This is a genomic window from Cytobacillus sp. FSL R5-0569, from assembly GCF_038007265.1.
GTDB lineage: Bacteria > Bacillota > Bacilli > Bacillales > Cytobacillaceae > Cytobacillus > Cytobacillus kochii.
On sequence record NZ_JBBOWW010000001.1, the window covers coordinates 620139 to 638704 of the forward strand.

Genomic DNA, 18566 nt, shown 5'->3' on the forward strand with positions numbered 1-18566 from the left:
TTTGTGTAGGGGAAAGATGATTGTGTAACGTCTATTATGATGGAAGCTAAAAAGGAAAGGGGGAGAGTGACATTAGCGACCAAGTTCTTATCCAAAAAATATTAGATGGCAACGACCATGCTTTCCGATTACTTGTCGAAAAATATCGCAATGAACTTTTTAAAGTTACGTTTGCGGTATTACGTGATCGGAATGCTGCTGAAGATGCCGCACAAGAAGTGTTTTTGAAAATCTATCACTCTCTCCCCCAATATGAGGATCAAGGTTTTAAAACATGGATGAAACGAATCGCCGTCAATCACGCCATTGATATGAAAAGAAAAAAAGAACGACAGCGTGAAGACATAATGGATGTGATTGATTTTGATAGAAGGGAATCTTCACATGGTAATATTGAAACAAAGTTCCTTAGGAAAGAAACTGTAGAGTTAGTAAGACAACGTATCCATCAATTGCCAGAAGGCTATCGACATGTCATTTATGATTTTTATATAAACGAAAAAACCTATCAACAAATGGCAGATGAGCAAAATGTGCAGGTGAAGACCATCGAAACAAAATTATACCGAGCACGTCAATGGATGAAAAAGCATTGGAAGGAGGACGATTTTTCATGAAACATTACAGTTATGAACAATGGACGAAATATGTGAAGAATGAATTAGATGGTGAAGATAAAATTCTTTATGAGGACCACCTCTATACCTGTGATCAATGCTTGGAGGTCTATCTGACGGCAATTGAGGCAGAGGAACTCCCAGATATTATAGATGGAACAGCTTTTACCGACAACATTATGGCCCAATTGCCAAATGAAAATAATAAACAAGATACAAAGAATGAAAATTTCTCTCGCAAAGCCACAGCGTTCTATAAAAAAACAATTTTTCATTATGGGATAGCGGCAGCGATGACTTTAATACTTATGTCAACGGGCTTTTTCCAAACGCTCACACAATATGCTGGTGATGTGGAGAGCAAACAGTTTAAAGAGGATAAAGCATCTATAACAGAAGGAATTATGGATAAAACATTTGCTTGGATGGATACAAAGAAGGAGGAGGATAAAAAATGAAAAACCCTTTATTGGCATTCTTATTAGGTTTTTTCCCTGGAGGAGGTCTTTTATATTTAGGCGTATTCCTCCGCGGGTTGGCCTATCTAATAGGCGAATTTGCCCTTATTGCCTTTACATTTTTCATGCTTTCGGTTGGGGTAGGAGGCGAAATTATACTTGTTGTCTTTGCTGGTGTCATTCTTTATATTATTAATCTCGTCGATACAGCTATTATGGCTTCAAAGTTGCTAAAGAATAAACAAGACCCGTCCTCTAAAGTCGGAGAGGAACTGGACTATGAACGGTTCCGCACTATTCTTTTATCTTTTATTCCAGGGGTGGGACATTTTCATTTAGGATTAATGAATAGAGGGATTACCTTACTAACGGCTTCACTTGGTTTCTGTATTATGGTTTTGTTTGTCGCTTTTTTAACTGATCGTGGAGAGTTTATGGTCTTTCTTTTACTATTCCCAGTAATTTGGGTATACAGTTTCTTTGATGCGATTCAACAATTAAATAAAAAGCAAAAAGGGGAAGAGCTCGTAGACAGAACTTTATTAGAAGATATAGAAAGAGGAAGAGAAGAGGGCCGTAAAAGTAAAGGACTTGCTACTTTCTTATCTATTTTCCCGGGAGCAGGTCATTTGTATTTAGGACTACAGCGAAGAGGGATTCAATTAATGGCTGCTTTTCTTTTCTCTATCTATATTTTGGACGTTCTGCGTTTAGGGATTTTCCTGTTTCTCATACCAATTATATGGTTTTATAGTTTTTTCGACGGTTTACAAAAATCCTCACGCTATGGGGAAGAAGAGTTAGAAGATGTACCGATTGTTTCTTATTTTGAAAATCATCAAAAATGGTTAGGTATAGGGTTGGTTGTAGTTGGTTTGTATTACATGACAACAAATGTCTTATTGCCGGCTTTTGCACCAAGTATTATTGAAGTGTTGAATATTGACGTCTGGTACTGGTTTAATCGCTATTTCCAAACAGCTATTGTATGTATCGTTTTAATTGGTGGCGGGTTAAAGCTCTTATCTGGAACAAAAGAAAAGAAAAAAATGAAGAAGGGGTGAAGAAAAAATGAGGACATGGAGAGTAGGAACCTTTTCAATGGGGGCATCACTTTTATTTTTAGGCGTATATTTGCTTCTTTCACAAATATTTAAGCTGGATGTCTCGAGTATACTTATTTCATGGTGGCCGATTATTTTTGTTATTTTAGGCGGCGAAATCTTGCTATTTTTATTCTTCTCAAAACAAGAAAAGCCTTACTTAAAGTATGATATCTTTAGCATTTTCTTTGTGGGTGTGTTAGGAACAGTTGGTATTACCATTGCACTTCTTAGTATGACAGGTATTGTTGATAAAGTGAGTGCCAATATGGACCTTGAACATAGGACAGGTGATTTACCAACATTCGATTTTGCTATGAATAATGATGTGAAAAGAGTCGTTGTTGATTCAGGCTCAACTGGCATAAGTGTGGAAGGATCGACAGGAAAGGGACTGTCTGTATTTGGTACCTACACTGCTACCCAATTAGAGAAAAAACCATTAATTACGGATGTTGAAGATTATATGACAACTACTGTAAAGGGAGATACCTTATACATTGCTTTTAAGGAACTACCACGTGAGTCAATCGCAATGTTTCAAAATTATAGTACTTTGGATCCGACACTCGTGATTCCACAAGATGTGACACTAGAAATTGACGGGAATTATAACGAAATTACGATGAAGCCTCGTCAACTAACAGCAGATTGGGACGTGAATAACAGTTCTGCAGTGAATGTGTACATGAGTAAAAACAGTAATGCCGAGCTTGTTATATCAGATGTTGGTGACCTTAACTCTGAAAAAGAACCAAATAATATCGTTTTTACAGAAAAACAGGATGAATATGATGAACAACAGAGAGTAGAGAAAGCCATGCTTAAGTATGGCGATGGTAAATACACTATTTCAATCAATAATAGTGATTACTTGCAAATAAAAGATAAAGAGTGATTTGAGGAGAAGCCGGCTTACAGTCGGTTTTTTTTGTTTTCTTAAACTTCAAGATGTTAAAATGAATTATTAAAAGCGTAGTTAGGAGAACAATTGATGACGACGATGGAATGGGAACGACTAGAAGGGGTATATAACTTCAGAGATATCGGAGGACTTGTTACGAGCAACGGACTAAGAATGAAATCAGGTCTGCTTTACCGATCAGATGAACTGTCTCGTTTGACTGAAGCGGATATGAATCTTTTTCGAAAGTTGAATATAAAAACAATCTGTGACTTAAGAACGGTGTCAGAAGGAGAATCAAAGCGAGCGAAAATTCATGAAGAACAAAATCTCTCAGTAGTAAAAATTCCTATTCAAGACCCTAGTTGGGAATTGACGCGAAAAGGGATGCTTAAATTTTTACTAACTGGTGCGAGACATATGAACTTTGAAGAGTTGATGCTTAAAATGTATCAGCATATGGCGTTCGGTTGTCAAAGGGAAATTAAACAAATCTTTGATCTGACAGTTGAAAAGGAGCACGCTCCACTGCTTATTCATTGTACAGGAGGTAAAGACCGGACAGGTTTTATGTCATCGTTAATTCAATTAACAGCGGATGTTCCATACGATATGGTCATGAAAGAATACCTCCAATCCAATGAATTGATTGCGCCCAGAATGAAGAAAACCGCAAAAGCACTAAAGATAGCTAGCCTTTTCCGTTTGAAGGAAGCAGATATTCAACCAGTGCTTGAAGTACGAGAAGCTTATCTTGAACAAGCCTATAAAGCCATATTTTCTAAATATGATACAATCGAGGACTATCTTATGAAGGAGTGCTCAGTTGAGAGCGAGGTTATAGAGAAATTAAGAAGAAGGTTATTGGATTGATTAGATGATACGGAGAATGGTGGGAAGATGCCTTTTGGGGTGAAAGACTTCTCATTTTCTCCGTTCTATGTATTTTTACTTACTCTCTTTGTAAAAAATTATAAGTAAATAAGACTGAATATTTTTACTTTAATATTATATCTTCTATACACCCTTTTTATATTCTCTTCAAGTTCCTCCTTTATCATTTGATTCGAAAGATAAAATAAAGGAGTTGGGGAATTTGAAGAAAGTATTACTTTTCTGTTTACTAGCGACAGTGATTTTTGTGACTTTGCCTTTTGGTGAGGCTGAGGCAAGTAGGAAAGAAAAAGAAATTGCGAACGTAGCGCATCGGGGAGCTTCGGGCTATGCACCAGAAAATACAATCGCAGCATTTGATTTAGCTGTTGCGATGGGTGCAGATTATATTGAGATTGATGTGCAAAGAAGTAAGGATGGCAAGTTAGTCATTTTACATGATACGACAGTCGACCGCACAACTGATGGAACTGGCAAAGTAGGTGACCTCGATTTTAAGGAGTTAAGACAACTAGATGCTGGTAGCTGGAAAGGTGAGGAATTTGCAGGAGAGAAAATTCCTAGTTTCGATGAAGTCCTCGATCGTTATAAAGGAAAAATCGGTATTCTCATTGAACTGAAAGCACCCGAGTTATATCCTGGTATCGAGAAGCAAATGACGAAAGCATTAAAGAAACGGAAGATGGATAAACCGAAAAGAGAAGAAGTGATTGTCCAATCCTTTAACTTCGAATCTATGAAACTGGCAAATAAATTATTACCAAGAATGCCTATTGGCGTATTAACTTCCTCTCCTAACGATGTTAGTGATGAAGCGCTCAAAGCATTTCGGAAATATGCTGATTATTTTAACCCGAGTATCGGTCTTGTGAATGAAGAACTCGTCAAAAAGGTGAGAAAAAACAAAATGAAAATCCAGTCTTGGACTGTTCGTACACCTGAAGCAGCACAATTCTTAAAAGAAATGAAAGTGGATGGCATTATTACTGATTATCCGGATTATGTATATTAAATAGTGGGGCAAGGGCGTTCTCAAACGTCTTTGTCTTTTTTGATTTCCAGAAAAGTAATTTATAGTAAAAATATTTAATGTTACGGTATACTTGAACAAAGTCAAGGAAGAAAGGTGTGATAAGGAATGCTTGCAAATGAACATTTATATTTAAGAAAGATGACTGTGGATGATATACCCATTTATCATAAATGGCGAAATGATTTAGATGTGATGACTTTTACGAGTTTAGATTTAGATAGATATACATATGAAGAAACAAAGGAGTTCATTGAGACAGTCATTCTCGGGGCGACGGATTCTAAATGCTATATCATTGAGGAGAAGAGTCATCAACGTCCAATCGGCATCATCTCATTAGTGAATATAGACATGAAAAATCGTAATGCTGAACTCATTATCGATATTGGTGAAAAAAATGAATGGGGTAAAGGTGTTGGTACGAGCGCCGTTCAAATCCTCTTAGAATATACTTTTATGGAGTTAAATCTTCACCGCCTTTCATTGAGGGTTTTTTCATTAAATAAGAGAGCACACCATGTTTACGAAAAATTAGGATTTATTGAAGAAGGTCGTGTGAGGCAATGTTTATTTAGAGAAGGCAAATGGTTTGATATGATCCATATGGGTCTATTACAGGAGGAATATATGAACAGGAGAACAGTATGAATATAAGGTCGTACAATCAACAAGATAAACAAAGAATCTTGCAATTATCATCTCGTTTGAGTGAGATTTCCTTTCTAGAACACCGTGATTCCGAGCAGATGCAGCAAAAACAATTGGAAATGGCACAGGCCTCCATTGATGAGAATAGTGATAATATATTTGTCGCAGAAGAAGAAGGTGTGTTTTTAGGATATATTGAATGTAAGGAAGAAGAGGATTATTTTTCAAAAGAAAAGCTAGCGTATATATCTGCTATCGCGGTCACTGCTGAAGGTGAGGGAAAAGGAGTTGGTAAGCAGTTGATGCGTTTTGCAGAAACTTGGGCACATGAAAGAGGAATCAAAGTCCTCGTTCTAGATGTGTTTTCCGAGAATCAACGTGCCGTCCAATTTTACGAACATATTGGGTATTCGCAAGAAATTGTGAAGATGACAAAAGTAATCGGGGGTTAATAAAGTGAAAGAAATCTATATCGTCAGACATTGCCAAGCAACAGGACAAGCACCTGATGCTGAACTAACCACAACGGGTCAGCAACAAGCAGAAGAGTTAAAGGCATTCCTTCAAGACATGCCAATTGATCGTATCCTCTCTAGTCCATTTTTACGTGCGACACAAACGATCGAACCGTTAGCTGAAAAAATCGGCGTTACAGTAGAAGTGGATAAACGTTTATCCGAACGTGTGCTGAGTACAACAAGCTTAGATGATTGGCAAGATAAGTTAAAGGCCACTTTCGATGATCTAGATTTATATTTTGCTGGTGGTGAATCAAGCAGGCAAGCGATGGACCGAATCTCTCAAGTCGTAGAGGAAATACGAAGCAGTGAGGCCGAGCGTACAATAATCGTAGCCCACGGAAATATTATTGCTTTACTACTAAAACAGTATCATGCTTCATTCGGGTTTGACGAATGGAAAGAATTATCGAATCCTGATGTTTATAGATTAAGAGAAAAACCCCGTGGATTTAGTGTAGAGCGGATATGGGTAAGGTGATTCATTTTGTCACATCTACTAGCGATTATTTTTTTAATTCTCTGTTTTTATAGCACGCTCACTTATTTCGAGTATGTCATCAAGAAGGAATTACGAGAAGCGAGACAAATGAAGATAATGGCACTGCTTTCGTTATTTATGACGATTGCTGTTTGGTTTTTGGGTGGTTAGGAGAAGATGTATGACACCAATATTTAAACAAATTTTAATAGAGTTAGAGAAGAGGAACAAGACAGCCCCTTTCATCATAGCCATCGACGGCTTTGGAGGAGCAGGAAAAACCACATTTGCGAAAAAGCTACAGCAATACTTAACACCCAATTACAATGTGAAGCTTTTTCATTTAGACAATGCTATCGAACCTGCAGCTAGGAGGTATGGTACCGGCTATGAAGAATGGTTTGAATACTATTATTTACAGTGGGACATAAAGGAGATAAGTAATCAGTTTTTTACTAGAGTGAAAGAATGTGAGCGCAAAGCCTTTTTTCCTTTTTATGATGAGGGGAAAGACCGGACCATGATGCAATCGTATTCCATTGACTCTTTTGACATTATTCTTATCGAAGGTGTGTTTATTCAGAGAGAAGAGTGGCGACCATTTATTGACTATAGTATATTCTTGCATGTTCCTAAAGATGTCAGGCAAATCAGACTTATGGAGAGAGATAATGGCAGTAAGGATTTGTTACTTAAGTATCAGCGGCGTTATTGGCGTGCGGAAGATTATTATTGGACAACGGAGAAACCGCTTGAAGGATCTTCTCAAGTGGTGTTAGAAAATTGAAAATCAAGAAGGTGCAGAATGGAATTTCCTTTCGGAGACGGGATGTCGATTGTTTTACCTCCAATACCATATACCATTGCAATAATTGTAATTATTTTTTTATTAGTATGTTGGGCAAAAAAACTTGAAACGGAAAAAATTAGAATTTTATTTTATTTTATAATCAGTACTTATGTGCTACCGATTTATACAAGTTCTAGTGAAGAGGGATATTTTCAACTTTTCATACCAATCGGTTTTATCTTTATTCTTCTTCATTTAAAAACATCAAGGAAGTATCATCCCTCGAAATTAAAAGCCAGTATACTAGGTTTCAGTATAGCGGTGTATCAAATGGTGCTTCCATATATATAGCTACCTATTTACTACTGAAGAAGGTTACTCTTTATCAGCAAAGAATAACCTTCTTTCTCATTTATTCCTCAGAAAAAACAAATCTTTCTTTCAGTGGACGTCCTTCATTGCCTTTTTCTGTCCAGGTGATTTCAACTTCAAGTTCTGTTGCTTTTTCAGCTAGGATAAAGTTTGCGAAATTGTATGGGGAGCTATTATTTAATTGTGCCGCAAGCGTATGCTTTTGATCTTCTGAAATTTGCTTGCAATCTAATGCTCCCGGACAACCTTGTAGGGCATACTTTGTTGTGGATTTTGGTTCATTTCGGTACATTGAAATTTCAGCAGTTACGAGGTTGTTCTCTCCCATGTTTTCAACTTTCAAAGACCGTGTATCATAATGACCGAACTTGGATTGCTGTTTTGGATTATCGTCCACACCCTCACTTATTTCCACGGACCAACGTTGAGATGATTGCTCGACGGGTAAGGTGTCGAAGGTAAGGGCACTAACATTTGATACAAGGCCAATATAGATGAAAATGAAAAGTAATATGACCATTCTTCTTTTTTTACGCATATTGAACAGCTCCTTTTGTAATAAGATTCTTTTTATTATGTCGTTAGCTGAAAGGAATATTCTTCTAAAAGTAGAAATATAAAGTTAAATAAAAGAAGGGATACGACTGGTGAATGGTCAGGTTGAGGCAAGCAGGTGTATATGTCAGAATACGTCACGGATGCAACTGTTCGTTCAAAAGGAAATGGTGGAAAGCTAATGCAATTGGCGAAACATGGAGCGGGCTATATTTGTCTTGAATCAGCCTAGTCACGAAAAGCAGCTCATCGTTTTTATGAAGAAAAACTGGACTTTCCTAAATGGTGCTATTCTTTCGGAGAAGAATGATAAAGGAGGTAAACTATGATTATAGGGATTCATCATGTACAATTAACGATTCCAAAAGGAGCAGAAGAAAAAGGCAAGCAGTTTTATTGCGAAGTTCTGCAATTAAAGGAGATTGAAAAACCAGCTTCATTGAAAGGGAGAGGTGGTTTTTGGTTACAGGTAGGTGACCGTGCTGTCCATGTTGGCACTGAGAATGGATTTGACAGAACGACTACAAAGGCACATATCGCTTATGAAGTAGATAATCTATCCTTTTGGAAGGAAGTATTATCGCAGCAAAACATTAGTTTAATAGAGGGCGTCCCTATTCCAGGTTTTGACCGCTTTGAATTTAGAGATCCGTTCGGCAATCGTGTAGAAATGATTGAAGAGATTAGAAAATGATGCCGTTGATGACTGAAAGATGTGTAATAACTCCGCTCTCTATGAAGCATCTTCCCACAATGGTGAAATTGTATCGGAATGCCGAGGTCCGGGAGTATCTTGGTGGGATAAGGACAATTGAACAAGTAAAGGAGCAAATGGAGAATATGTTGATGAACTTATCATCGTCTTATTGGATCGTATCAGATAAGTATACACATCATCACTTAGGATTCATCGCTCTTACCCCCCACCATTGTAAGGCGGATATAGAAGTCTCTTATCAATTTTTCCCCCATTGCTGGGGGAAAGGGTATGCAAGTGAAACCGTTTATGAAGTGTTGATGTATGCCTTTTTTACTCTTAAGGAGCAAAAGGTTGTCGCTGAAACACAAGTAGCTAACAAGCGGTCGTGTCAACTTTTAGAAAAACTTGGTTTCACTATTGATTGTTATATTGATCGTTTTGGAGCAAGGCAAGTGATTTATAAATTAGAAAAAAAGCTTAAACTGTAAGGTGTTTGCTAGAAACACGAGCCCCCTTAAAGAAGGAAACAATCGCTAAAAAGATGATGAGCCCAGCGATATAAAGGTAGATGTCCCTAGTTGGTATCGGCAAAGAGGCAAATAAAATCCCTAAAGGCATCGTTATTCTTAAAAAGAGGAGGCGGATGGCACTTAATTCTACTAATTGATCCCTAGGAGCCGCTCTTTGGAAAATGGCTACACTCTGTGCGTTGAATAATGGGAATAGTAAGCCGCCGAGTAGCTCGGAAATCAATGCAAAGGTTATGGATGGTGTGAGAGACAATAGCATAAAAGAGAGCCCTCCCCCAAACAACCCGAGATAAAGCGTTACATTGTTCTTAGGTAACTTCGCTAACAAGAATGTCCCTAGTACATAACCAAGTGGAAAAGCAGCGGCAAATAGGGCATACTCCCAGGAAGTGCCGCCTAATTCTTCACGAAAAAATGGAATCTTTATCACCATTGTTGCTCCTACAGCAAACTGCACCGCTGAAGAGAGAAGGGTTAACTTCCATAAAGGAGGATAAGAAAAGAAGGTTTGATAGCCTGCTACGAAGGCTGTTAGCCAACTTTTTTTATTTTTGTTAACTGATGACCTTGTTGTTGTGTATGGCAATTGGTGTATTGCAAAAGCGCTGAGAAGAAAGAGCAATGTTGTGAGTAGATAAAGAAAGTGTAGAGGGAAGACGAGTAAGAAAAAAGAAGCGATTCCTGGTGCGATAAAGCTCATTAACCTTATCGTTGCATCGAGCGAACTGTTGGCTGAAACAAGCTTGTTATCTTCACAATATATGGGTATTAACGCGAATGAGATACTAGCATAGATTGGTTGCAATATACCGATTGTACATTGCAGAATGACAAGCAATACTATGGTTATATTATTTATGCCTACTATGCTTCCTAATAGAGGTAAAAGATAGACAGCTGAGCGGAAGAGTTGGATGACAAATAACATTTTTTCTTTATTGATATTGTTTAAAAACGGGACACTCAAGCTTTGAATAAAGAGTGAAGGTAGGAAATAGCAGAGCCACATGGTTGCCATCCATTCCTTTGAACCTGTCAGCTCATAGAGTAATAAGCCATTAATAATTCCCCCGATGGCCCCACCAAATTCAGAGATTAAATTTCCTAACCATAATATTTTAAATGACCGCGTATGTAACATGAATTGATTCCTTTCCTTATAATGGATAAGTAGATTGTCTATATTCTATATTTTTAGAATTATTTATTCAATATATTTCGAATAAAAAGAAAAGGAATTTGTGTTTACTAAATAGAATATTTTTAAGAAGAGAATGTATCATTTAACTTTTAATGAGAGGCTTTAACTATGCGAATGACCCCTATGAGAAGGTGGACATAGGTAAAGTTAGGCAAAGGAAGAGAAGTGATAAGGATGGAAATTAACTTAATCAGACATGGTGCCTCCATTCATAAAGAGAATAAACGAATAAATGGGCAGCAGTATCGTTCGTGGGTAGAAGCTTATGATGAATCCGGAGTCGAACCAATGGAACAATATCCAGCACTGACAATCGAAAAGATTCAAAAAGCACATACATTGCTGACGAGTGATTTGTTACGTGCGACGGCGACTCTTCATTATTTAGCTGTTAATCAAAGTTATGCAGCTCATGCTCTTTTTCGGGAGGCAGAGCTTCCTCATATTTACTTAAGTAAGTTTATAAGGTTAAAGCCAAAACATTGGACACTCTTTTTAAGAATCGCATGGTTTTTAGGTGCCAAACATAGGTGCGAGTCTTATCGTGAAGCTAAAGAGAGAGCTATTGCCGCGGCTGATTTTCTCATTAATGAAGCGCGAGAAAAAGGATCGGTTTGTTTAGTCGGACATGGCATATTCAATCGCCTCATGGCTAAAGAGTTAGAAAAACGACAGTGGCACGGAATGATTCATCACACGCATTGGAGCTGTAGTACTTATATTTTGCCAAAGGGGGATACAATTGAAGCTTAAATATAGTCGGTTCATTTTCATGATAGTTTTACTTTTCGGATGCACAAAGGAAGACGCTTTTGAAGAATTTAAGGAAGAAATGTTAGCTAAACAATCTTCCTATCAAACTCATGTAGTGGCATATGAAGAAGCAAAGGAAGATAATCAAGCAGAAGAGATGTTAAAGGAACTAGAAATTTTATATACAGAGGCAACGAAGCTATCAAGTTTATACAGCCAGTATCCGCCACCTGAAAATCTAACTGAAAGTATGTTATCCGTATTTGAAGGGGCGAGTGCCGACCTCTCTACAGCTTTCTCATTAAAGGCGGAGGTACATCAATTAGAGAAAGAAGTTTTAGAAACGGGATTAGATCAACAGGATGACATCAACCGATTAAAGACGGAAGCCAATGAGTTTGAACAATCAGGATTGAAAAAGCTTGATCGAATCGCAAGTTCATAATGGTAAAATTCATATAGTTTTCAAAATTATGTTATAATTAATGGGACCAATCGAATGAGAGGTGGCAATATGTTTCGACGAAAATTGATTGCGGCTTCCATTACAAGCGTGCTTTATCCACTGACCTTAAATCCTCATTTCATAGAATTAGAATTCCTTGGACTTGTTATGATGTATAGTCTTCCAGTCATTTATATCTATGGAATAGCGACTTCCCTCGTTAGTGATTGGCTTGCCAGTTTACTTGCTAAAAAGAAAAATAAGATAGTTATCTTCCTTACCTTTCTCTTCCATACTATATTTGGACTCGTTCTCCTACATATTAGTTTAATTGCCGCATGGTTGTTTTTTGTTATCGATCGTTTGTTAAAAAGGAAGCAGGAAAACTATCAAACGAAGACAGCGCTTTTAAGTTTTCTTTTACCGATATGCTTTTTTATATTCTTTCTAGTGTTGATCATGATGAATGAAAGGGGAGGTTAAATGGGCGCAAGACCACAGGAACAGCAGGTAATCGTATATGGTAAAAAAGAAATCACAATAAGGTTTGGTTTAAATATTTATGGTATTTTCGTTATTTTAGGTTTTATTTTATCGATATTTATCTCTCCCATTTCATTGAACGAGCAATTACAATTTGTTTATCATACAGAACATTTATTGAAAGAAGAAAAGGTTATCCAACTCATTATATTTTTGGTAATGGGTGCTGTGATTTATTTTCCGGCGACTAATATTTTTTATCATCAACTAAGTAAACGTGAAGAAAACAGTGAGATAGATTCAGCCTTAGCTTAAAGAAATTATTTAGGCTGGGTATGGTCACTATGTTCTTTTTCATCTCGATCCCTATTCTCCATTGTTTCTTCTTGTTCATCGGTGTAAGCTCGTTGCTCATTACTTTGGCTATTTTTCTGTCTTAAATAATCGGAGCGCTCACCGTAATAAATGAGGTCAAAAATCGCCCGACCGTTAGTAGGTTGCCCATCTGGCAAATAAACAGGGACAATATCAAAAAATACATAATAAAAGCAATAAAAGATAAATGTTTGCCAGAAAATATTATTTGGTAAGATCCCTTCTAATACAAGCGAATTAGCAATAATCGCGCAACCACCTGTCGTTAAAATAGGAGAAGCATATATGAACCCGTGCCAAAAGCGCCCGCTCGGATTTAATTCTTCATACTCCATCCAGCTATTCATAAAGAAGTATCTTCTCACTTCGATAGTAGGTATTTTAAATAATACCGGCCCACTTCCAATCACTAGTTTCTTTTCTTTACTCCCTAAAATGGTCGCTGCTAGGTAATACCCAAACTCTCGAACGATTGTTGTTAATGGCAAAATGATAATGGCAGATAATAAAAGTCTAAGCCAATCAAAAAGGTCAAACACGATATATGCACACTCCCTAGCAAAAATATATAGTTTCTATTTAGGCTCATTTATCATGAATTAAACTTTTTCCTATACATTTTTTAAAAAAATAGATAGAAGGTAGGAGGTCACATAGGTTGGTGGAGATCATTCTTGCTGTATTCCTTTGTAGTATTTTAGTGGTCATTGGTGTATTAATTCAACGTAAGGGTAGTGTCAGTTTTATCGCTGGTTATAAAGAGGGAAGAGTAAGGAATGAAAAGAAGCTAGCCAATCGAGTCGGGCTGACTATTATCTTGTTTGCAGTGGAGTGTTTTTTACTTATTTTGATTCACTTATTACTCTTTCCGGTAAATGGTTTATACATTGGGATATTGGCGGTTGTTAATTTATTTGTTGTCTTTGCTTTGTTTATTCATGCGGTTATGGTTTAAATTGATAGAGATATGCGGACAATGTTTTTGCTTTGTCCGTTTTTATTTCCTGTTTTTTATAAAAGTACTCATTTTATTGAAACTTTTTGACCTAGGTATTCCTCTAATAGGCAAAGAGAGGAGGAAAAAGGTTGAATGAACGTAGCTTAATTAAAAGAGCAATAAAAGGAGATATGGAATCTTTAGAAGAGTTGTTGCTTATACATAGTGACCAACTGTACCGGACTGCTTACTTATATGTGCAAAATAGAGAGGATGCCCTTGATGTCGTGCAAGAAGCTTCCTATAAGGCCTTCATTGCTATTGAACAATTAAAACAGGAGAAGTATTTCCTCACATGGTTAACGAGAATCTTGATCCATTGTGCTTACAGTGTATTAAAGAAGCGGAACAAGGAAGTGAGGATTCAAGCGACTGATGAGATTTTTAAGCAGCAGCACGAACCAACATCAGAGGCATTACTAGATTTACTAGATGTTATTCGAACGTTAAAAGAAAAGCAAAAACATGCTATTATTCTCTTTTATTTTCATGACCTAACAATAAATGAAATTTCAAAAGTAATGAAAATACCCGAGGGAACAGTTAAAACGTATTTACGTAGAGGGAAAGAACAGTTAAAGGAAAAGTTAGGAGGGGATTATTATGATGAAGGAAAAAGAATACCTAGAAGCTTATAAGGATATAGAAGTACCGCAGGATTCTCTCAAGCAGGCAATAAAAGTAGGTAAATATCGTGCTCAACAAAAAAAGCGTAAATCTCAACCCCGAATAAAAAGTGTCGTTATATTATCATCAGTCGCAGCTATTATTTTATTGTTTACTAGTTTTCTTTCTCCTACTTTTTCACAGGCTATGGCCCAAATTCCCTTAATTGGTAATGTCTATGCCGCATTTAATGATTCGGTTGGTAGGAGCTTACAATCTCAAGGGTTGGTAACTGAATTACACGAAACGTCTACACAACACGGTATTGGTATCGAGATGAATGAAGTTTATTATGACGGAACCATTGTTGGAGCGGTATTTTCGGTCACAGGTATAGATAGCAGGGAGGAACAGATTCAAGCATTATATGAAATTTTTGACGGAGATGAGAACATATCAGAAAGTCAAGAACTCGTTCATATGAAGAAAGATGGTGAACGGTATATTGGTCATATTCAATTTCCCTACCCCCAAAAAGAGCTCCCAAAAGAAACTACTTTTCCTTTGGCCTTTCTTAGCGTTGGTGAACAAGAAGGTAACTGGAAATTTGATGTGCCGATCAAACAATTACCTTATGAAACAGTGAAAGTGAACAAAAGTGTCACAGATGAGAAGTTGGATATGCAATTACATATTGACTCTGTCATAAAGGGAAAGGCCTCTACTACTATTGAATACACAGCTACTTTTCCAAAAGATGAGCAACATGATTTTGTAGAATTAAATGCATCCGATTATAGTGGGAAACCTATTGAAATATCTATTGATCATAGTATACAAAGGGGAGTGGCTGATGGCCGTTTTATAGTGAAGGGGAGAAGTATAATTCTAGAACGGCTTAATGAAGACGATTTAATTCTACAACCCTTTGTCCGATTATCAACACCTGATCAATTTATATCATTAAAACACAAATTACCATTTAAAATAGCATCAAAGCGTCAGGCTTTTTCAGTCGAAATTGATAAGTTGGAAGTTCATAAAGGGAAAGTCACTTTCGATTATCAAATAAATCAAGGAGAGACATTCGGTCGTGATTTTACCTTCTATAAAGATTTTGCTAAAAACGATATTACTATAGTAGAGAAGGAGAGAAAGGATATTTATAAGGCACCAATGAAGCACAAAACAGAAGTAATCGATCAAGGAGCCCTTCGTTTCCGTAGCACTTATGAAATAAAAGGTGATGAAGACGATTATATCATCCGTGTAAATTTAGGCTCCTTGAGTGCGAATATCCCACTACAGCTTGATGAGATGAAGATACCCCTAAAATAGTGAAAAAGGGAGCGGATGTCCGCCCCCTCTTTTTTACGTTTGTTTCACATTTCCTTTAACAAAAACCTGTTGATTTACTTTTATTAAAATACTTATCATGGCCATTAAAGCGGCAGAAAAGAGAAAAACAAGCTGAACATTAAATGTTTCAGCGAGCCATCCCATCAGTAAAGAGGAAAGGGCGAAAATACCTGTGCCCAATGCGCCTAGCGCGGCGTAGACCTTTGATAACTGTGTAAGTGACACACTCGTTTGAATCATTGTATGTTGCGGTATGCCTTTTATTTGCATAGAAGCACCAAATGAGAAGGCAAGGATAAGTGCAATCACAGGTATCGTATTCAAAGCGAATAAGAAAGTACTAAAAAACGCTGCGATGGCCCCTAACAGAAACACCTTTCGTATTTTGTTTTCTACTACATTTGCATACTTCATACAATAAAGACTGCCGAGAATGAGCCCAAGGAAAAAAGTGCCATTTATCCAGCCCCACCATTGATGGTCGGCTTGTAGCCTTTCACTCACAAATACATAGAGAATAGCAGCGATCCATACTGTAGCAGCGATGGAATCAAGCCCTTCAATATAGGCCATTTTTCGCAATATCGGTGTTCGATACAGGATGTGCCAACCTTCTTTCATTTCGACAAACGGAGACGGTTGTTTTTCGTTTGAGCTTTGTACGTTGTTTAAAAAAGAAAGGAAACAACTAGATAAGAAGAATAAACCAATCACTACCCACAATAAGCTGTTGCTGCCAATACGAATGAGCAACAAACTACTGATGAACCACATGCCAGCTTGAATGATTTGTGTAATCGTATCGAAAAACCCATTTGCTTTCACTAATTGCTCACTATTAACATAATGAGGAATCAGTGTTTGGCTGATCGGATTCGCACAGCCATCGAGCAACCCGATGCCAGCAATGAGTAAAAAGACAATGATAAACGGTACAGCAACCATTTCAGTTACAAGAAGGGTGAGTAGGATAATAATGATCGTTTTCCCAACTTGTGAAAAGGTGAGAAGCCATTTTAAGTTCCAACGATTCATCGCAAGCGGTGAAAGTAAACTTGATAGAAACATAGCTGATGTTATCGTAAAAGGAACAAATGCTGTATAAAAGCTTGACCCTGTCCATTGATATATCATACTAATGATTGATGTAATATAAAGAATATCCCCCATATTCGCAAGAGACTGCCCGGATACTAATAAAGCAAAATTTTTGTTTCGAAACATGATTATTTCCCCCAAGTTTTGTTCGTCTATAGTTGGATTTTTAGGGGTAAATCAAATTGGATTATTCAAGAATGCTTCAAACTCCTTTCGAACAATAGAAAGATAATGGGGGTCTCACTTTCTACAAATTTATCTATATGGAATAGAAGTGTTGTATATTTTTAGGTATTCGTTTAAAATACTTCATTTACCTTTATTTATTAAAACTTTCAATCTCTTGCTTGTCGTGCAGCTTGATAAGGATACCAGGGGATGAAACTTTTTACAGTTATAGTGCCAGTTGAAAATTATATAAGCTGAACAGCTTCTTCTAATAATTCACTTGTTAACTGAGGGGAAGAATTCATTTGATTCATCTCGACTAGTTCCTTCAAAGATGATTTCATTAAGGCAAAGTGTTGATGTTCTTTGAAATATGGGAATGCCTTTTCTGCTAAGTATAGTTGGTATTTGTCTTGTTCATCTTCTAATTTATACTCCAATAATTTAAAAAGGTGTATAAAGACTTCTTCTTCTAGTTCTAGTGCTATTCTTTGTCCTTCGATAATATTTTTTCTTAAGGTTTTTTTACTACTTAAATGGCCTTCAACTGCAACGAGAATATAATTGAAAAGGCGATGAATGTAGACTTTACCTTTTTTATTACATAGGCGTATAGACTCCTTCAGGTATTGATAAGCTTCATTATATTCTTTTCTTTTGAGAAGCGTGTTTCCAAGATTGTTCAGTAACATCCCTTTTTTGTCATTATCATTAATTAATTCGCACGCATAAATTAATCGGTTATACATAGGTTTCACATCGACATAAGGATCTTCAGATATGTGTAATAACAACAAGGACTCCGCCTTAATTGCATCAGCGTAATTATTGATTTCTTTAAAGTATTTTAATGCCTTTTCTGCATACATGTATGCCATTACTTGTCTGCCTACATATTGATAACCAAGTGCTAAATGATAATAGAATTCCTCATTTGGGTAATAGGCAATCTGGATTTTATTGAAAATAGCGATGGCTTCATAATGATCATCTTTTTTAGAAGAATAGCGGATGAGATGCCATCCTTTCATATGAAGTAAAAAGTTTTTTTCATAAGGATTCATCCATGCTTCTACCTTGTCTAAAGAACCTAAGAGGGCATCGATCTCCTTCTTCTCCTCCTTTACGAACCAATATCGTAGCATTACCAGTTGATAAAAATAGGCATACTTAGTAGATAGTAAGTACGGTATATTATTTAAAATTCTTCGGTAAGACTCTACCTGTTTAATCTTATTTAAAATCAAAGCTTCATTGAAAGAATGCAATGTTTTTTCGATTTCCTCGAACTTTTCACTTTCTTTTTGTAAATCAATTTGTAACTTTTGCGAAAACAATTGAATAATTTCTAATGAATAATCTGTTTTACCATTCTCAATTTTACTCACATGTGTTGCGGTACAAATACCGTCACCTAATTGTGATTGAGTCATACCTTCTTTTTCTCTATAAAATTTAATAATATGGCCTACTGACAA

The 18566-nt window shown here is 36.7% G+C and carries 25 protein-coding genes; 20 read left to right on the forward strand and 5 right to left on the reverse strand.

Annotated elements, in window-relative coordinates; genetic code table 11:
* Positions 1 to 71 precede the first annotated feature (71 nt).
* The 11 genes from MKX78_RS03245 to MKX78_RS03295 all read left to right on the forward strand — a co-directional run bounded on the left by MKX78_RS03245 (position 72) and on the right by MKX78_RS03295 (position 7443).
* Positions 72 to 617, forward strand: coding sequence for an RNA polymerase sigma factor (locus MKX78_RS03245; protein WP_095370656.1), 546 nt, complete (start codon positions 72 to 74; stop codon positions 615 to 617).
* Positions 614 to 1075, forward strand: a complete 462-nt coding sequence (locus tag MKX78_RS03250) for a hypothetical protein (RefSeq protein WP_095370655.1) — start codon at positions 614 to 616, stop codon at positions 1073 to 1075. Before MKX78_RS03245 ends, MKX78_RS03250 begins: the two co-directional genes overlap by 4 nt.
* Positions 1072 to 2139 (forward strand): hypothetical protein, encoded by a 1068-nt coding sequence (locus MKX78_RS03255; RefSeq protein ID WP_095370654.1) that lies wholly within the window; start codon positions 1072 to 1074, stop codon positions 2137 to 2139. Before MKX78_RS03250 ends, MKX78_RS03255 begins: the two co-directional genes overlap by 4 nt.
* Positions 2140 to 2146: 7 nt before the next feature.
* Positions 2147 to 3076, forward strand: coding sequence for a hypothetical protein (locus MKX78_RS03260; protein WP_341049744.1), 930 nt, complete (start codon positions 2147 to 2149; stop codon positions 3074 to 3076).
* Between the two features lie 96 nt (positions 3077 to 3172).
* Complete coding sequence (locus MKX78_RS03265; protein WP_095370652.1) at positions 3173 to 3955, forward strand: tyrosine-protein phosphatase; 783 nt, start codon at positions 3173 to 3175, stop codon at positions 3953 to 3955.
* A 223-nt stretch (positions 3956 to 4178) separates the two neighbouring features.
* Positions 4179 to 4988 carry a glycerophosphodiester phosphodiesterase gene (locus MKX78_RS03270; protein WP_095370651.1) on the forward strand — a complete coding sequence of 270 codons (810 nt, stop codon included), beginning with the start codon at positions 4179 to 4181 and terminating at the stop codon, positions 4986 to 4988.
* Positions 4989 to 5114: 126 nt separating this feature from the next.
* Positions 5115 to 5657, forward strand: a complete 543-nt coding sequence (locus MKX78_RS03275; protein ID WP_095370650.1) for a GNAT family N-acetyltransferase — start codon at positions 5115 to 5117, stop codon at positions 5655 to 5657.
* Positions 5654 to 6109 (forward strand): GNAT family N-acetyltransferase, encoded by a 456-nt coding sequence (locus MKX78_RS03280; protein ID WP_322910187.1) that lies wholly within the window; start codon positions 5654 to 5656, stop codon positions 6107 to 6109. The genes MKX78_RS03275 and MKX78_RS03280 overlap by 4 nt, the downstream gene beginning before the upstream one ends.
* A 4-nt stretch (positions 6110 to 6113) precedes the next feature.
* The gene (locus MKX78_RS03285) at positions 6114 to 6656 is read left to right on the forward strand and encodes a histidine phosphatase family protein (RefSeq protein ID WP_328198874.1); all 543 of its coding nucleotides are present in this window, start codon (positions 6114 to 6116) and stop codon (positions 6654 to 6656) included.
* A gap of 6 nt (positions 6657 to 6662) precedes the next feature.
* Positions 6663 to 6827, forward strand: coding sequence for a hypothetical protein (locus tag MKX78_RS03290; RefSeq protein WP_157733803.1), 165 nt, complete (start codon positions 6663 to 6665; stop codon positions 6825 to 6827).
* Positions 6828 to 6837: 10 nt separating this feature from the next.
* On the forward strand, positions 6838 to 7443 hold the full coding sequence (locus MKX78_RS03295) for a uridine kinase (RefSeq protein ID WP_341049749.1): 606 nt from the start codon (positions 6838 to 6840) through the stop codon (positions 7441 to 7443).
* Between the two features lie 415 nt (positions 7444 to 7858).
* On the opposite strand, the gene MKX78_RS03300 is transcribed toward MKX78_RS03295, so the two are convergent.
* On the reverse strand, positions 7859 to 8356 hold the full coding sequence (locus tag MKX78_RS03300; protein WP_307315209.1) for a hypothetical protein: 498 nt from the start codon (positions 8354 to 8356) through the stop codon (positions 7859 to 7861).
* Between the two features lie 342 nt (positions 8357 to 8698).
* On the opposite strand from MKX78_RS03300, the gene MKX78_RS03305 reads away from it, so the two are divergent.
* Both MKX78_RS03305 and MKX78_RS03310 read left to right on the forward strand, forming a co-directional pair.
* Positions 8699 to 9067, forward strand: coding sequence for a VOC family protein (locus tag MKX78_RS03305; protein WP_095370644.1), 369 nt, complete (start codon positions 8699 to 8701; stop codon positions 9065 to 9067).
* Positions 9064 to 9561 (forward strand): GNAT family N-acetyltransferase, encoded by a 498-nt coding sequence (locus tag MKX78_RS03310; protein ID WP_307315207.1) that lies wholly within the window; start codon positions 9064 to 9066, stop codon positions 9559 to 9561. The genes MKX78_RS03305 and MKX78_RS03310 overlap by 4 nt, the downstream gene beginning before the upstream one ends.
* On the opposite strand, the gene MKX78_RS03315 is transcribed toward MKX78_RS03310, so the two are convergent.
* Complete coding sequence (locus tag MKX78_RS03315) at positions 9551 to 10744, reverse strand: MFS transporter (protein ID WP_307315205.1); 1194 nt, start codon at positions 10742 to 10744, stop codon at positions 9551 to 9553. The genes MKX78_RS03310 and MKX78_RS03315 overlap by 11 nt on opposite strands.
* 234 nt (positions 10745 to 10978) lie before the next feature.
* On the opposite strand from MKX78_RS03315, the gene MKX78_RS03320 reads away from it, so the two are divergent.
* The 4 genes from MKX78_RS03320 (at position 10979) to MKX78_RS03335 (ending at position 12800) form a co-directional block, all read left to right on the forward strand.
* Positions 10979 to 11557, forward strand: a complete 579-nt coding sequence (locus MKX78_RS03320; protein WP_095370641.1) for a histidine phosphatase family protein — start codon at positions 10979 to 10981, stop codon at positions 11555 to 11557.
* On the forward strand, positions 11547 to 12002 hold the full coding sequence (locus tag MKX78_RS03325; protein ID WP_307315198.1) for a hypothetical protein: 456 nt from the start codon (positions 11547 to 11549) through the stop codon (positions 12000 to 12002). Before MKX78_RS03320 ends, MKX78_RS03325 begins: the two co-directional genes overlap by 11 nt.
* Positions 12003 to 12071: 69 nt before the next feature.
* Complete coding sequence (locus tag MKX78_RS03330) at positions 12072 to 12485, forward strand: hypothetical protein (protein ID WP_307315196.1); 414 nt, start codon at positions 12072 to 12074, stop codon at positions 12483 to 12485.
* Positions 12486 to 12800: a hypothetical protein gene (locus tag MKX78_RS03335; protein WP_341049753.1), complete on the forward strand. Its 315-nt coding sequence runs from the start codon at positions 12486 to 12488 to the stop codon at positions 12798 to 12800.
* A gap of 5 nt (positions 12801 to 12805) precedes the next feature.
* Here the strand turns inward: MKX78_RS03335 and MKX78_RS03340 are convergent, their stop codons facing one another.
* A complete protein-coding gene (locus MKX78_RS03340; protein WP_180317013.1) occupies positions 12806 to 13399 on the reverse strand; it encodes a hypothetical protein in 594 nt (197 codons plus the stop codon).
* A 119-nt stretch (positions 13400 to 13518) separates the two neighbouring features.
* Here MKX78_RS03340 and MKX78_RS03345 point away from each other — a divergent pair, with 119 nt between their 5' ends.
* From MKX78_RS03345 to MKX78_RS03355, 3 genes are all read left to right on the forward strand, one after another.
* The gene (locus MKX78_RS03345; protein ID WP_341049755.1) at positions 13519 to 13815 is read left to right on the forward strand and encodes a hypothetical protein; all 297 of its coding nucleotides are present in this window, start codon (positions 13519 to 13521) and stop codon (positions 13813 to 13815) included.
* 131 nt (positions 13816 to 13946) lie between these two features.
* On the forward strand, positions 13947 to 14495 hold the full coding sequence (locus tag MKX78_RS03350; RefSeq protein WP_341049757.1) for a sigma-70 family RNA polymerase sigma factor: 549 nt from the start codon (positions 13947 to 13949) through the stop codon (positions 14493 to 14495).
* Positions 14461 to 15801, forward strand: coding sequence for a DUF4179 domain-containing protein (locus tag MKX78_RS03355; protein WP_341049758.1), 1341 nt, complete (start codon positions 14461 to 14463; stop codon positions 15799 to 15801). The genes MKX78_RS03350 and MKX78_RS03355 overlap by 35 nt, the downstream gene beginning before the upstream one ends.
* A 33-nt stretch (positions 15802 to 15834) precedes the next feature.
* Here the strand turns inward: MKX78_RS03355 and MKX78_RS03360 are convergent, their stop codons facing one another.
* Positions 15835 to 17046 (reverse strand): MFS transporter, encoded by a 1212-nt coding sequence (locus tag MKX78_RS03360; protein ID WP_341049760.1) that lies wholly within the window; start codon positions 17044 to 17046, stop codon positions 15835 to 15837.
* A 287-nt stretch (positions 17047 to 17333) separates the two neighbouring features.
* The gene (locus MKX78_RS03365) at positions 17334 to 18566 is read right to left on the reverse strand and encodes a helix-turn-helix domain-containing protein (RefSeq protein ID WP_340977782.1); all 1233 of its coding nucleotides are present in this window, start codon (positions 18564 to 18566) and stop codon (positions 17334 to 17336) included.

What these genes read in the sequence shown, in the direction of transcription:
- MKX78_RS03250 (WP_095370655.1), top strand. Translation starts at nt 614, where the DNA reads ATGAAACATTACAGTTATGAACAATGGACGAAATATGTGAAGAATGAA.
- MKX78_RS03255 (WP_095370654.1), top strand. Translation starts at nt 1,072, where the DNA reads ATGAAAAACCCTTTATTGGCATTCTTATTAGGTTTTTTCCCTGGAGGA.
- MKX78_RS03260 (WP_341049744.1), top strand. Translation starts at nt 2,147, where the DNA reads ATGAGGACATGGAGAGTAGGAACCTTTTCAATGGGGGCATCACTTTTA.
- MKX78_RS03265 (WP_095370652.1), top strand. Translation starts at nt 3,173, where the DNA reads ATGACGACGATGGAATGGGAACGACTAGAAGGGGTATATAACTTCAGA.
- MKX78_RS03275 (WP_095370650.1), top strand. Translation starts at nt 5,115, where the DNA reads ATGCTTGCAAATGAACATTTATATTTAAGAAAGATGACTGTGGATGAT.
- MKX78_RS03280 (WP_322910187.1), top strand. Translation starts at nt 5,654, where the DNA reads ATGAATATAAGGTCGTACAATCAACAAGATAAACAAAGAATCTTGCAA.
- MKX78_RS03295 (WP_341049749.1), top strand. Translation starts at nt 6,838, where the DNA reads ATGACACCAATATTTAAACAAATTTTAATAGAGTTAGAGAAGAGGAAC.
- MKX78_RS03300 (WP_307315209.1), bottom strand. Translation starts at nt 8,356, where the DNA reads ATGCGTAAAAAAAGAAGAATGGTCATATTACTTTTCATTTTCATCTAT.
- MKX78_RS03305 (WP_095370644.1), top strand. Translation starts at nt 8,699, where the DNA reads ATGATTATAGGGATTCATCATGTACAATTAACGATTCCAAAAGGAGCA.
- MKX78_RS03310 (WP_307315207.1), top strand. Translation starts at nt 9,064, where the DNA reads ATGATGCCGTTGATGACTGAAAGATGTGTAATAACTCCGCTCTCTATG.
- MKX78_RS03315 (WP_307315205.1), bottom strand. Translation starts at nt 10,744, where the DNA reads ATGTTACATACGCGGTCATTTAAAATATTATGGTTAGGAAATTTAATC.
- MKX78_RS03320 (WP_095370641.1), top strand. Translation starts at nt 10,979, where the DNA reads ATGGAAATTAACTTAATCAGACATGGTGCCTCCATTCATAAAGAGAAT.
- MKX78_RS03330 (WP_307315196.1), top strand. Translation starts at nt 12,072, where the DNA reads ATGTTTCGACGAAAATTGATTGCGGCTTCCATTACAAGCGTGCTTTAT.
- MKX78_RS03335 (WP_341049753.1), top strand. Translation starts at nt 12,486, where the DNA reads ATGGGCGCAAGACCACAGGAACAGCAGGTAATCGTATATGGTAAAAAA.
- MKX78_RS03355 (WP_341049758.1), top strand. Translation starts at nt 14,461, where the DNA reads ATGATGAAGGAAAAAGAATACCTAGAAGCTTATAAGGATATAGAAGTA.
- MKX78_RS03360 (WP_341049760.1), bottom strand. Translation starts at nt 17,046, where the DNA reads ATGTTTCGAAACAAAAATTTTGCTTTATTAGTATCCGGGCAGTCTCTT.